Source organism: Candidatus Brevundimonas phytovorans, from assembly GCA_029203145.1.
Classification (GTDB): Bacteria; Pseudomonadota; Alphaproteobacteria; order Caulobacterales; family Caulobacteraceae; genus Brevundimonas; species Brevundimonas phytovorans.
The window spans coordinates 1,254,739-1,267,743 of sequence record CP119309.1; the positions used below are offsets into that span (position 1 = coordinate 1,254,739).

Annotated in this window: 14 protein-coding genes and 2 tRNA genes; 7 read left to right on the forward strand and 9 right to left on the reverse strand. The window is 67.7% G+C overall.

Annotated features, from left to right (window positions below):
• Positions 1–42: 42 nt before the first annotated feature.
• Complete coding sequence (locus P0Y52_05965; protein ID WEK59089.1) at positions 43–567, reverse strand: group III truncated hemoglobin; 525 nt, start codon at positions 565–567, stop codon at positions 43–45.
• Between the two features lie 228 nt (positions 568–795).
• Here P0Y52_05965 and P0Y52_05970 point away from each other — a divergent pair, with 228 nt between their 5' ends.
• On the forward strand, positions 796–2,388 hold the full coding sequence (locus P0Y52_05970; GenBank protein ID WEK59090.1) for an ABC-F family ATP-binding cassette domain-containing protein: 1,593 nt from the start codon (positions 796–798) through the stop codon (positions 2,386–2,388).
• 293 nt (positions 2,389–2,681) lie between these two features.
• Here P0Y52_05970 and P0Y52_05975 read toward each other — a convergent pair whose 3' ends face one another.
• Genes P0Y52_05975 through P0Y52_05990 form a run of 4 tightly spaced genes read right to left on the reverse strand, consistent with a single transcriptional unit; the run spans position 2,682 to position 6,180 of the window.
• The gene (locus P0Y52_05975; protein WEK59091.1) at positions 2,682–4,271 is read right to left on the reverse strand and encodes an EAL domain-containing protein; all 1,590 of its coding nucleotides are present in this window, start codon (positions 4,269–4,271) and stop codon (positions 2,682–2,684) included.
• A 54-nt stretch (positions 4,272–4,325) separates the two neighbouring features.
• Complete coding sequence (locus P0Y52_05980) at positions 4,326–4,766, reverse strand: flagellar basal-body protein FlbY (GenBank protein WEK59092.1); 441 nt, start codon at positions 4,764–4,766, stop codon at positions 4,326–4,328.
• A complete protein-coding gene (locus P0Y52_05985; GenBank protein WEK59093.1) occupies positions 4,763–5,062 on the reverse strand; it encodes a rod-binding protein in 300 nt (99 codons plus the stop codon). The genes P0Y52_05980 and P0Y52_05985 overlap by 4 nt, the downstream gene beginning before the upstream one ends.
• Complete coding sequence (locus P0Y52_05990; protein ID WEK59094.1) at positions 5,062–6,180, reverse strand: flagellar basal body P-ring protein FlgI; 1,119 nt, start codon at positions 6,178–6,180, stop codon at positions 5,062–5,064. Before P0Y52_05990 ends, P0Y52_05985 begins: the two co-directional genes overlap by 1 nt.
• A 181-nt stretch (positions 6,181–6,361) precedes the next feature.
• Between P0Y52_05990 and P0Y52_05995 the strand changes: the two genes are divergently transcribed.
• From P0Y52_05995 to gltX, 3 genes are all read left to right on the forward strand, one after another.
• Positions 6,362–6,787 carry a flagellar assembly protein FliX gene (locus tag P0Y52_05995; GenBank protein ID WEK59095.1) on the forward strand — a complete coding sequence of 142 codons (426 nt, stop codon included), beginning with the start codon at positions 6,362–6,364 and terminating at the stop codon, positions 6,785–6,787.
• A 185-nt stretch (positions 6,788–6,972) separates the two neighbouring features.
• Positions 6,973–7,407, forward strand: coding sequence for an RNA polymerase-binding protein DksA (gene dksA, locus P0Y52_06000; GenBank protein WEK59447.1), 435 nt, complete (start codon positions 6,973–6,975; stop codon positions 7,405–7,407).
• A gap of 84 nt (positions 7,408–7,491) precedes the next feature.
• Entirely contained in the window at positions 7,492–8,826 is a 1,335-nt protein-coding gene (gene gltX, locus P0Y52_06005) for a glutamate--tRNA ligase (protein ID WEK59096.1), read from the forward strand.
• 76 nt (positions 8,827–8,902) lie between these two features.
• On the opposite strand, the gene P0Y52_06010 is transcribed toward gltX, so the two are convergent.
• Complete coding sequence (locus P0Y52_06010; GenBank protein WEK59097.1) at positions 8,903–9,199, reverse strand: hypothetical protein; 297 nt, start codon at positions 9,197–9,199, stop codon at positions 8,903–8,905.
• A gap of 116 nt (positions 9,200–9,315) precedes the next feature.
• Positions 9,316–9,921 carry a TIGR00730 family Rossman fold protein gene (locus tag P0Y52_06015; protein ID WEK59098.1) on the reverse strand — a complete coding sequence of 202 codons (606 nt, stop codon included), beginning with the start codon at positions 9,919–9,921 and terminating at the stop codon, positions 9,316–9,318.
• An 82-nt stretch (positions 9,922–10,003) separates the two neighbouring features.
• Here P0Y52_06015 and P0Y52_06020 point away from each other — a divergent pair, with 82 nt between their 5' ends.
• Positions 10,004–10,786, forward strand: a complete 783-nt coding sequence (locus P0Y52_06020; GenBank protein ID WEK59099.1) for a hypothetical protein — start codon at positions 10,004–10,006, stop codon at positions 10,784–10,786.
• Positions 10,787–11,004: 218 nt separating this feature from the next.
• Here P0Y52_06020 and P0Y52_06025 read toward each other — a convergent pair.
• Positions 11,005–11,079: transfer RNA gene (locus P0Y52_06025), tRNA-Asn, on the reverse strand.
• A 110-nt stretch (positions 11,080–11,189) separates the two neighbouring features.
• Between P0Y52_06025 and P0Y52_06030 the strand changes: the two genes are divergently transcribed.
• On the forward strand, positions 11,190–12,005 hold the full coding sequence (locus P0Y52_06030; GenBank protein ID WEK59100.1) for an RNA methyltransferase: 816 nt from the start codon (positions 11,190–11,192) through the stop codon (positions 12,003–12,005).
• Between the two features lie 70 nt (positions 12,006–12,075).
• Here the strand turns inward: P0Y52_06030 and P0Y52_06035 are convergent.
• Positions 12,076–12,149: transfer RNA gene (locus P0Y52_06035), tRNA-Cys, on the reverse strand.
• A gap of 133 nt (positions 12,150–12,282) precedes the next feature.
• Between P0Y52_06035 and P0Y52_06040 the strand changes: the two genes are divergently transcribed.
• Positions 12,283–12,912, forward strand: coding sequence for a protein-L-isoaspartate O-methyltransferase (locus P0Y52_06040; GenBank protein WEK59101.1), 630 nt, complete (start codon positions 12,283–12,285; stop codon positions 12,910–12,912).
• The last annotated feature ends 93 nt before the right edge of the window (positions 12,913–13,005 follow it).

Sequence of the window (13,005 nt, forward strand, 5' to 3'; positions counted from 1 at the left end):
TGAATTTGGTCGAAACAGCAAGAACAATATGAGAACTTTTGCTCAGTCCTCAGGCGTCCAGGCGGGTTCGGGGCGGCGGTAGCGTTCGCCAGGGCCGACGAGGACGCCGTTGGCGTTGGCGACGCCTAGTTCCAGGCTTTGGGCGATCTGGCGGGCGCGGGCGATGAAGTGGTCGGCGGCGAGGGGCGGGCAGAGGTCGCGGGCGGCGGCCTCGAAGATCGCCAGCCAGCGGTCGAAGTGGCGGGCGTCGATGGGCAGGGGAAGGTGCTTGGGCATGGGGCGCCCCTGATAGACGCCGGTGGCCAGGGCGACCGAGGACCAGAAGAGCTTCATCTGTTCCAGATGCGGCCCCCAGTCGTCGATCCGCTCGGCGAAGATGGGGCCGATGACGTCGTCGTCGCGAACACGGGCGTAAAAGCCCTCGACCAGGGCGTCGATCAGGGCCTCGTCGATGCCGGTCTCGTCCCGGATTCGCTGGACGGCTGCGGCGCGGCGAGCGGCGGCCTCGGCGCGGTCGGGCAGGGGCTTGTCGATGCGGAAGGCGACGGTTCGGTCGGGCGCGGTCATGGCCTGAAGATAGGCCTGCCGCGCTGCAATGCAAAAGCGCAGCAGGAGAATTGGGGTTGCGCTGCGAAAGATCAGGACCCATCTTTCCAATCAGCCAACGTATTTGACGAGGAGGCACGACGATCATGATCAGCGCTTTGGAAATCGGTATCGCCCTTTCCGCTCCGCTGCTGGTGCTCGCCTTTGTCCTCGCTCAACCCAAGCCACAGCCCGTCCGTATCCGCGTTCGTGACGCTCAGCAGCGTCGCGGCCCGCACGCCTGACGGACACCCCCTCTTCGATAATCTGAGCCTCGCCTTCGGGCGCGAGCGCACGGCCGTCGTGGGCCGCAACGGCGTGGGCAAGACCACGTTGCTGCGCCTTGTCGCCGGTCTGGCCGAACCCGCAGAGGGGACGGTCTCGCGCGCCGGAACGGTGGGCTGGCTGGCGCAGACCTATGAGCCTGCGCCCGGCGAGACCGTGGCGGAGACCCTGGGCGCGGCGGAGCCTCTAGCTGTGCTGGCGCGGGTGCTGGCGGGCGAGGGCTCGGTCGAGGACATGGCCGAGGCGGACTGGACGCTGGAGGCGCGGCTGGACGAGGCCTTGTCGCAGGTCGGCTTGGCCGGGCTGGCGCTGGATCGCCTCACGGCCAGCCTGGGCGGGGGCGAGCAGACGCGGCTGCGGCTGGCGGGCCTGATGCTGGCGGCGCCGGACCTGATCGTGCTGGACGAGCCGACCAACCATCTCGACGCCGAGGCGAGGGCTTTGGTGGCCGAGGTGGTGGGGCGCTGGCCGGGCGGGGTGCTGACCGTCAGTCACGACCGGGGTTTGCTGCGGCGGATGGATCGGATCGTGGAGCTTTCGAGCCTGGGCGCGCGCGTCTATGGCGGCGGTTGGGACCTCTATGTCGAGCGGCGCGAGGCGGAGCGGGCTGCGGCGGAACGCGATCTGGACAGCGCTGAGCGTGAGGTCGGACGGGCGGCGCGCGAGGCGCAGACGGCGCTGGAGAAGAAGGCCAAGCGCGACAAGGCGGGCCGGGCGCATCGGGCGGGGACGTCCGATCCCAAGATCATGCTCGACGCCAAGGCGCAGCGGGCCGAGGAATCTGGGGCGCGGGAAGGGCGGCTGGCGGAGCGTCGGCGCGCCGAGGTCGAGGCGCGCTTGACGGAGGCGCGCGAGCGGGTCGAGCAGGCGCGGCTGCTGTCCGTGCCCATGCCTTCAACGGGGCTGGCGGCGGGGAAGACCGTGCTGGGGCTGGACGGTGTGGCGTGGCGCAGTCCCGAGGGGCGGCTGATCGTCGGGCCTGTGACGCTGCGCCTGACCGGGTCGGAGCGGGTGGCGATCACCGGGCCGAACGGGGCGGGCAAGACCACGCTGCTGAAGCTGATCGCGGGCGAACTGGAGCCGACGGCCGGGCGGATCGAACGGCCTGTGGCGGCGGCGCTGCTGGATCAGACGGCGGCGATCCTGAAACCGGACGAGACCCTGATCGAGGCCTGGCGGCGGCTGAACCCGGAAGGGACGCCGAACGAGGCCCATGCGGCTCTGGCGCGGTTCCTGTTCCGCAATACGGCGGCCCATCGGACGGTGGGGACGCTGTCAGGCGGCGAGCGGCTGAGGGCGGCGCTGGCCTGTGTGATGACGGGGGCGAAGCCGCCACAGCTGCTGATTCTGGACGAGCCGACCAACCATCTGGATCTGGATTCCATCGCGGCCATCGAGGCGGCGCTGGCGGCCTATGACGGGGCGCTGGTGGTGGTCAGTCATGATCGGGACTTTCTGGACCATGTGGGGGTGGAGCGGGAGGTTCGGCTGGAGCGGGCGGATTGCACGGTACGGTGAAAAAAACAGTGCAATTGGTGCAATGGGCGGGGTGGCGTTTCTGCCCTTCTTCCGATGGGAGAAGGCGGCCCGAGCAGCGGCTGACGCCGACCGCGAGGTTGAACCCTCACCCTTTTGCCTGTCCCGATCGCTACGCTCTGGGAGGCTCAAGCCCTCTTCCAGCGGGACAGGGAAGGAAGATCGACGTGTCAAAGACCGTCGCTAATATGGCTCAGGCCGTGACCAGGGCGAGCGAAAGGAGGCGAGTTGTTCGCAATCCCTGAAAATCCTTGGGATTGGGGCGTCGAACTAGGTCAGCCCCAGGCCTCAATCACGCCCTGACGGCGGGCGCGCTGGGCGACGGGGCCGGTCGTGACGGGCTCGGGCTCCGCGCGGCCGAACAGCCAGCCCTGGCCGTGGTTGACGCCGAGCGTCTGAAGGGCCTGGGCGGCCTCCTCGGTTTCGATCATCTCGGCGATGGTGGTCAGGTTCAGGGAGCCGCACAGCCCAACCAGGTGGCCGATCATCGTGCGGGCGCGAGCGTCGCCTTCGATGCCGCGCACCAAGGAACCATCGATCTTGATCGCATCCACCGAGAGGCCGTGCAGGTAGTCAAAGGCGGCGGCCCCCGCGCCGAAGTCGTCGATGCAGACCTTGATCCCGGCGTCGCGCAGGGCGCTGAGGCGGCGGTTGGCGGCGCCGATGTCGGCCAGGGCGGCGGTTTCGGTGACTTCGACGATCAGGCGGCGTCGGTTGTCGGGTTCCGACGCCGTCATCCGCAGCAGGGCCGCGACATAGGCGTCGTTGGCCAGGGAGGCGCCGGAGACGTTGATGGCGATCTTGAGCAGACCCGATCCCGGCTGACGCAGCCGATGGACGATCTTTTCTGCGACGGCCAGATCGAAGCTCTCGATCAGGGCCAGTTCCTCGGCCATGCGGATGGCGGAGGCGGGGCCGCCGGACTGGCCGAAGCGGGCCAGGGCTTCGAAATGGTGGACCGCCCGCGTCTTCAGATCGACGATGGGCTGATAGAAGAGGGCGAACTCCTTGTCGCGGACGATGCCGCGGAAGCGGTCGGCGTCCTTGAGTGTGCGCGACAGGGAGTCGGCGAAGCTGAGTTCGGGCTGGGCGCTGTTGTCCTTGAGACAGCCCTCGATGGCGAAGCGCATGGCGCGCAGGGCGCACAGGGCGTCGGAGCCGACGGCGACCTCGCTGGCGCGGGAGGTCAGGGTCAGGCCTTCGGCCAGGCCGGCCTCGCGCACCTCGGCTTCGAGATCGCGGCCGTCGTCCGCCGTCTTGATCAGGGCGTAGCGATTGGTCGTCAACTGGCCGGCGCTGGCCCCGTCGTGCGCGGCCAGTTGCAGGCGGGCCCCGATGCGGGCGGCGACGCGTTCATTGGCGGCGTGATTGGCGGCGCTGAGACCCTGGACCTCGATAAAGGCCATGGCCAGGCGTTGCAGGGCGGCCTCGGTCTTGCCGCTGAGGCCGTCGCGGGCGAGCGCCATGAAGCCGTCGGCGTCCGCCAGGCCCGAAGCGGCGACCTGAGCCGACAGCGCGAACGGCGGACCTTCATAGACCAAGGCGCAGGATACGGCGGGCGCGAGTTCCGGCAGGACGAAGGCGCGGAAGACGGCGCGGCGCACCCGGCCGTCGCCACAGTCGGCAAGAACCGCCAGGGGCTCGCTGCGGCCGCCGGCGATCAGGGTCTGCAAGGCTTCCATGACGGCGGGGCGGCTGGACGAAGCCAGCAGGGCGATGAGCGGGCGTCCGATCCAGCTGGCGGACGTCTGTCCCGCCACCGGCCCGGCGCCCAGAGCGAAGGTGATCTGAGCCTTGTCGTCCACCTCGATCAAGGCGTCGGCGGCGGCGAAGGCCAGACCAAGGAGGCGGGATTTGAGGCTCATGCCCCAATCATGCGGCGCCTGCGGTTAAGAAAACGCGGATTTGGCGCGCTCGGATCAGGCTTTTCGATTCAGGGCCACAGCCCGTCCATCGCCCTCGGTCGCGCGGCCAGAAGCGCCGTAGCCGACGCCTTGAGCACGGGCGCCCGCGACCTCGGCGGCGATGGTGCGGACCAGCCCTTCAGACACCTGTCGCGCGGCGTCGACCGTTGAGGCGTGGTCCGCCAGAACGGCCTCGAAATCCTGGGTCGCGGCGATCAGGGCGTCGCGAACCTCGGCAGGAATGACCGTCAGGAAGGCCGGAGCGGCCTTGGCCTGAGCCGATTCACGGCGATAGAGGTTGGCCAGTTCCTGGGTCTCGGCCATGCCTGCGGCGACATCCTGGGCGCGATGAGCGCGAAAGGCGGCGCTTTCGGCGGCGAGGCGCTCGGTCAGGGCCTGGGTCAGATTGGTCAGCTGGCGGGCGCGCAGGGTGGAGGTTTCGACGTCGGCGGTCACGCGGGCTGTTCCTGCATCTTGAGCATTTCTGACATGACTGTGTCGGACAGGCCGATGCCGCCGGTCTTGACGGCCTGCTTGGCCATGGCGTCGATCAGGAAGCTGCGCCAGGTCGATTCAGCCTCGCCGCCGCCGAACTGGCCGTCGGTCTCCAGGCCCTCGAACATGGGCTTGAGCATCTGCGACAGGAAGCTGGCCTCGAAGGCCTGGGCGGTTTCGCGCATCTGTTCGGGCGACTGGCCGCGCGGGGCGGTCGGGTTGGCGAGGAAGCCTGTGGCGACGGGCAGGGCGTCCATTACATCACCTCGATGTCGGCTTGCAGGGCGCCCGCGGCCTTGATGGCCTGCAGGATGCTGATCATGTCGCGCGGGCTGACGCCCAGGGCGTTCAGACCGTTGACCAGGGTCGAGAGCGAGGTCCCGCCGTTGACGATCCGCATCTGGCGGCCGGTCTCTTCTTCGACCGAGACATTGGATTGCGGCACGACGACTGTCTGGCCCCCGCGGCTGAAGGGCTCGGGCTGGCTGACCATTGGGTTCTCCTGAACCGAGACGGTCAGGTTGCCCTGGGCGATGGCCACGGTGGAGATGCGCACAGCGTCGCCCATGACGATGACGCCGTTGACCTCGTCGATGATGACCTTGGCGGGGGTATCGACCCGGACCGGCAGGTTCTCGACGCGGCTGACGAAGCCGGCCATGCCCATGGTCTGGGGCGCGCGGATGGCGACGACCGTGCCGTTCTCGGCGAAGGCGCTCTCGGGATAGGACTGGTTGATGGCGGCGGCGACGCGTTGGGCCGTGGTGAAGTCAGGGTTGCGCAGGGTCAGGCGCACGATGGGCATGGCCGACAGATCGAAGCCGGTCTCGCGCTCGACCACGCCGCCCGAGGCGATGCGGCCCGCCGTCGGCACGCCGCGCGTGACCGAAGAACCCGAGCCGCCCGAGGCCGAGACGGCGCCGGTCTGAACCGAACCTTGCGCCACCGCGTAGATCTCGCCGTCGGCGCCTTGCAGGGCCGTGACCAGCAGGGTGCCGCCCAGCAGGCTCTTGGCGTCGCCCATGGCCGAGACGGCGACGTCCAGGCGCGAGCCCGGCGTGGCGAAGGGCGGCAGGTCGGCGGTGATCATGACCGCCGCGACATTCTTGGTGTTCAGGTTGGCGCCGCGGATATTGACGCCCTGGCGCTCCATCATCCCTTCCAGCGACTGGCGGGTGAAGGGCGAGTTGCGCAAGGAATCGCCGGTGCCGTTGAGGCCGACCACCAGGCCGTAGCCGACCAGTTGGTTGGTGCGGACGCCCTCGATGGAGACGATGTCCTTGATGCGCGACTGGGCCTCGGCCGCATTCGGCGCCGCCGCCAGAATCAGGGCGGCGGAAGCGGAGGCGATGAGGGCGGTGAGCAACTTCTGCATACGACAGACGTCCTGTTGAGGCGTTCGTGATTCACCATGCGAAGTTCGTGCCGTCGAAAATCCTGTGGAATTTCAGTGTGCGGCCTGAGGCAGGTTGGGGTTTGGCGGCAGATTCTGCCGGGGCGTTAACCAAGCGGTGACGGTCGTGACCGATGGTCCTGACTGATCGGGAGCATTGATCATGAAGGTCACGGGCCCCTCGGGCGCATCATCATCGCAAGGTTCGCGGCCTGCCAGGGCTGCGGGCGGCTTCAGCCTGCCGGCTAGCGGCGGGGCGTCCGGACCTGCATCGGCGTCGGCGACCTCGTCGGCGTCCAGCGTGGCGGGGGTCTCCGCCCTGATGGCTCTGCAAGGGGTCGAGGACGCCACGGAGCGTCGCCGCCGGGCGATTCGGCGCGGCGGCGGGCTGCTGGACCGGCTGGACGAGCTGAAACTGGCCATGCTGAGCGGCCAGGACGGGGCGCCGGCGCTGGAACGGCTGGCGCGTAGCCTGCGCGAGGAACGGCCGGATGACGCCGATCCGGGCCTGAAAGGCGTGCTGGATCAGATTGATCTGCGCGCCGCCGTGGAAATGGCCAAGGCCGAAGCGGCTCGGGCGCGCGCCTAGAAGTCGCGGAAAGCCCACCGAAATCTGCGGTTCTGGACGGCAAGTGAGGGCAATTTGCCACAGTCGCGCCGCGTTAATGCAGCTTAACAAGAACACGGACTCGCGAACGCCATTGCCGCGACTCTCGACCTTGCCTATACGGCCATTGCGCCGCAGGGGGGCGCAGATAGATGAGCGTGAGTGCGATGAACGCATTAGCGTCTGTGATCGAGGGGGATACGGTCGTGTACCGTCCTACCGACGACGAGCCGTTTATGAACGAGCGGCAGTTGGCCTATTTCAAGGCCAAGCTTCTGGCGTGGAAGGAAGACATCCTTCGCGAATCCAAAGGCACCGTGGTCAATCTGAAAGCCGAGACCGAGAACCATCCGGACATCGTGGACCGGGCCTCGTCGGAATCCGACCGAGCGCTTGAGCTGCGGACCCGCGACCGGCAACGCAAGCTGATCTCCAAGATCGAGGATGCGCTGCGCCGGATCGAGGATGGTTCCTACGGCTATTGCGAGGATACGGGCGAACCGATCGGCCTGGGCAGATTGGAAGCGCGGCCGACGGCGACGCTGTCGGTCGAAGCCCAGGAGCGGCATGAACGCCGCGAACGGGTTCATCGCGACGACTGATCTGAACTGATTGGGCGGATCGACTTGACTTGAGCGGACGGCGGCGCGACCAAGCCGCCTTCCTATCGAGGTCGTTGATCCCCCATGTCCGTCAAGGTTCGTTTCGCTCCGTCTCCCACGGGTAAGCTGCACGTCGGCAATGTCCGCACCGCTCTGGTGAACTGGCTGTTCGCAAAAGGGCAGGGCGGTTCGTTCGTGCTGCGCATCGACGACACCGATGTGGCGCGTTCGACGCAAGAGTATGAGGACGGCATCGAGGCCGACCTGACCTGGCTGGGCCTGACCTGGGACGAGCGCTACAACCAGTCCAAGCGGTTCGACCGCTATGAGGAGGCCGCCGCGCGCCTGAAGGCGTCGGGCCGTCTCTACGCCTGCTATGAAACCTCGGATGAGCTGGATCGCCGCCGCAAGGTGCAGTTGTCGCGCGGCCTGCCGCCCATCTACGACCGCGCCGCGCTGGAGCTGACCGACGCCGAAAAGGCCGCCTATGAGGCTGAGGGCCGCCGCCCGCACTGGCGCTTCAAGCTGGACGGCAAGCGGGTCGCCTGGGAAGACCTGGCGCGCGGTCACGCCGAGGTGGACACCGCCTCGATGTCGGACCCGGTGCTGATCCGCGAGGACGGCCTGTTCCTCTATACCCTGCCGTCGGTCGTCGACGACATCGACATGGACATCACCCACATCATCCGGGGCGAGGATCACGTCACCAACACCGGGGCCCAGATCGAGATCTTTGAAGCCCTGGACGCCAAGGTTCCGGGCTTCGCCCACATGCCGTTGCTGGTCGGCGCCGACGGCGCGGCCCTGTCCAAGCGTCTGGGCTCGCTGTCGATCAGCGACATGCGCGACCAGGGCTATGAGCCGATCGCCATCACCAGCCACCTGGGCAAGATCGGCACCTCGGACAATCTGGAGATCGCGGCGTCGGTCGAGGCCCTGGGCCAGGCCTTCGCCTTCTCCAAGATGGGCCGTTCGCCGGCGCGTTACGACACTGCCGACCTGGACCGTCTGAACGCCCAGGCCCTGCACGCCATGACCTATGTCGAGGCGCAGCCGCGTCTGGCGGCGCTGGGCGTCGATCTGGGCGAGGTCTTCTGGGACACGGTCCGTGGCAATCTGAACAAGTTCGCCGACGTGGCCGACATGGCCAGGATCGTCACTGGCCCGGTCACGCCGGTGATCGAGGACCCGGCTTTCACCGCTGCGGCGCTGGAAGTGCTGCCCGAGGTCATCGACGCGGGCGCCTGGTCGGCCTGGACGACGGCGGTCAAGGAAAAGACCGGCGCCAAGGGCAAGGGCCTGTTCATGCCGCTGCGTCTGGCCCTGACCGGACAGGCGCACGGACCGGACATGGCGGCCATGGCGCCCTTGATCGGGCGCGAGACCATCGTGCGTCGCCTGAAGGGCGAGGCGGCCTAAGCCGCAAACGCCGTCGGATACAAGAAAGGCCGCCTTCTCGCGAAGGCGGCCTTTTTCGTTGGGCGCTGCGCCGGGATCAGCCGGCGTTGCAGGTCGCCAGAGCCTGAGCGTCCAGGGTCTCGCCCTTGTAGCTGAAGGCCGTGACCGGGCCGAGCTTGGCGACCACGCGGCGGCAGGCGCGCGGCGCAGGCTGGCTGGTTCCGCCCGTAGCGGTGCAGGTTGCGCCTTCGCAGCGCCAGGCGGCGCCGTCGACGATGACGCGGCCGGCCGGAGCCTTGGCCGCATCCGCCAGCGTCAGGCTGGTGGCCGGGGCATCGGCAGCGAAGGCGGGAGCAGCGACGAACAGGGCCGCGGCGACGAGAAGAGCACGCATAGGCAAGACTCCGAATGGGTTGGGCGCATAGCCCTGTGACGCCATAGTCCGTTTTCTTTGGAAACTGTCAATGCGGTTTCGGGGTAACGGATCGGCGTTTACTGACCCACGTTTACTTACCGATGATCATGTTTCAAGTGCGGCGTTTCGTCAGCCTTTTTCATGGCGATCACAGCGTCCTCGACCGTGTCGACGCTGATGTAGGCGTCCAGGAAGCTGGCGGGGGTCATGCCTTCCTCCACGCTGTGGCGGATCAGGGCGAAGTAGTTTTCCCAGAAGCCGTTCAGGTTCAGGAAGATGACCGGCTTGGCGTGCAGATCCAGCCGCTTCCACGACAGCAGTTCGATGGCTTCTTCCAGGGTCCCGATGCCGCCGGGAGCCACGACGAAGACGTCGGATTGATCGTACATCAGCTGCTTGCGCTCATGCATCGAGGTGACGACCACGGTCTCGACGTCGTCGAACAGGCGTTCGCGGCTGCGCAGGAAGGCTGGCATGATGCCGACGACGCGGCCCCCGGCTTCGTGGGCCGCACGCGCCGAGGCGCCCATCAGGCCGACGCCGCCGCCGCCATAGACCAGGCGCCAGCCCGCCTCGGCCGTGGCCTTGCCGAAGGCGCTGGCGGCCTGGACGTACTGCGGATCGGCCCCGTCGGACGAACCGCAGAACAGGCAGACCGAACGGCCGTCGAAGGGAGCAATGGTGGCGGGCGGCAAAGACATGGGGCCTCGATACAGGAAGGGAGACAGGGCGGCGTCGACCGCGCTATCTGAGGGAAACAGGCATATCGCTACGCGGGTCAGGATGAAACGTCGGATTGTCGTCGCAGGGATCGGCCTCGCCATGATGCTGGCGGGCTGCAACGCCCCCGTTGAACGCTCCAACGGCGAGGAAGCTCCGCAGGACGGGGGGTGGGCGGCTGCGCCGCGCATCAGCGCCGTCGTGCGTCAGGGGCCTGGTCTGGTCATCCGCGGCGATGCGCCGCCGGGCGCGCGTGTGGTGCTGCGGGGCGATCAGGACACCGCCTTCGCCGCCGGCGCCGACGCCTCGGGGCGATTCGAGCTCTATGTCGGCGTGATGCCGGCGCCCCTGTTGCTGACGCCCGAGGTTCGGATCGGCCAGTTTCCGGCGCCAGGACCCGAACGCCTGCTTCTGGCGGGCGAGCCGGGCGGAGGCGATCAGACCCTGCTGGCGGCCATGCTGATCGAAGGCGGGGCCAGTCGGCGGCTGTCGCCGGGACCCGCGCTGGATTCGGTCGATGGCGACGGGCAGGGGCTGGTTGCGGCGGGCCGGGCCAGGCCGGGCGTGCGGGTGTCCGTCTCGACCGACGGCGGCGCGACGGTCGAGGCGGTCGCCGGCGCGGATGGACGCTGGACGGCGCCCCTGCCAGGCGCAGGCGATCGACGCATGACGATCCGGGCGGGCGGGGCCGTCTTCATCTATCCCGGCCCGGCGGGCGGCGCCGCGCTGGGTCAGATCGAGCGTGTGGACCAGGGGTGGCGTCTGACACGCCTGCTTTCGCCCGCGGCGCGCCAGACCAGTTGGTTCCCCGACGCCGGGCGCGCTTTATCGTTAACGCCCAATTAACCAAACCGGTCGATCAAAGCCGTGTCTTCTTTTCTATCGAGGACACCCACCATCACCGAACGACTTCAACCCGACGCGAAATGCGTCGGGTTTTTTTCTGGCCCGGATGCGCGGGCAGGGCGCTTCGAAGATCGAAACCTTAGGGGCTATGTCGTGGAGGGAGCCACATTCAGCGAGCGGAGCGCTCTGCCATGATTTGTGGGCTTAATGCCCCCGAGTGGCTCCGCGGGTAGGATTCGAACCTACGACCAGCCGATTAACAGTCGGCTGCTCTACCACTGAGCTACCGCGGAACGTCCCCTCGGGGGAGGCCGCTGTATAGCAACGCCTTTTTGATTCATGCAACGGATAAAGTGCAGAAAACGCCGAAATTTATTCAAAGGCGCGCGCTACAAGGTTCGGCATGAATTTGATCCCTGTCTCCGATATCGCCGATCTCCGCATTTCCGCCTTTCGTGACGTGAAGGAGCGCGACCTGACGGGTCGCGAGGGCCTGTTCGTCGCCGAGGGGGAGGTGGTCCTGCGGGGGCTGGCGTCGGCGGCGTCGCGCTGCGCGCCCGTGGCGGTCCTGATCGCGGAGAAGCGGCTGGAGGCGTTGCGCGACGTGCTGGAGAGTCTTCCAGCGGATGTGCCTGTCCACACCGCGCCGCAGGATGTGCTGGACGGGATTGCGGGGTTTCATCTGCACCGGGGCATATTGGCCCTGGGCCGCAAGCCCGAGCCGGTGGGTCTTGAGCGCTTTCTGGACGGCCTGCCGGCGCGGGCTGTGGTGGTCGGGGCCTGCGGCATCGGTAATCACGACAACATGGGCGGCCTGTTCCGCAATGCCGCGGCGTTCGGGGCGGTCGGACTGCTGCTGGACGAGACCTGCTGCGATCCGTTTTACCGCAAGGCCATCCGGGTCTCGGTCGGTGCGGCGTTGAGAACCCCTTTCGTCGAAGGGGTGACGGCGACGGCGATGGTCGAGGCGCTGGAGGCGCGTGGATTCGAAGTTCTGGCGCTGACGCCGTCAGCAAGCGAGACCCTGTCTCGGCTCAAGCCCGCGCCGCGCACGGCGATTCTGTTGGGGTCGGAGGGGCCGGGGCTGTCGGCCGAGGTCATCGCGCGGTGTCGACCCCTGGCGATTCGCATGTCGGGCGGCTTTGATTCGCTGAATGTCGCCGCCACCAGCGCGGTGGCGCTGCACCACCTGACGACCGCCGGCGCCGCCGAGGAATGAACGCGAGACCCTGATCTGACGTCCAGAAACAAGAAAGCCGCCCCGAAGGGCGGCTGACTGTTTGTCGCGATGGAGGCCTGACCGGGAATCGAACCCGGGTGCAAGGATTTGCAGTCCTCTGCGTCACCACTCCGCCATCAGGCCATTGAGACTCAAAACCGAGCCCCGAACCATCGCGAGGGGCGTCAGCTATCAGATCGGATTGTCGGCTGCAACGCACGGACCTATAAGCGCCGCAGATTTATTCGCTTACGCCGACCCGAAGGACGCTTGAACCATGGATTTCGCCGCTGCACGCAAGGTCATGCTGGACTCGCAAGTCCGGGTGAACGACGTCACCGACCGCGACCTGCAGGCGGCTTTCGGCGCCGTCGAGCGCGAGCGATTCTGCGCCGCCGACCGCGCCTTCTCGGCCTATGCCGACATTGAACCGGAAGTCGCAGGTGATCGCCGCCTGATGCTGCCGCGCGATCTCGGCAAGCTGATGCAGGCGCTGGACGCCCGCGCCGGTGAAAAGGCCCTGGTGCTGGCCGGACCCTACGCCGCCGCTGTTCTGGCGCGGATGGGCCTGAACGTGACGGTGCAGGATTCGGACGCCGCCGTGTTCGAGGTGACGGGCGCCGCCCTGGCAGACGAAGGCGTCGCCACCGTGGTCGCGCCGCTGAGCCAGCCGCAAGGCGAGGGCTATGATCTGATCGTCAGCGAGGCCGCCGTGCCGGTTCGCCCGGAATCGTGGATCGCGGCCCTGCGTCCCGGCGGTCGTCTGGCCGTGGTCGAGCGCGACGGGCCGGTCGGCAAGGCTGTCCTCTATGTCCGTGGTCGGGAAGGCGTCTCGCGCCGTGAGCTGTTTGACTGCGCTCCGCCGGTGCTGGCCGAGTTGATTCCCGCGCCGGCCTTCGCTCTTTAAAGACGCGCAGGCGAGCGACGGACTTTGTTGTCGTTAGCGTGAAAAAAACTTAACTGGCGTAAGGCGAGGCTTGCCTCCAACTACGCCGTTGAA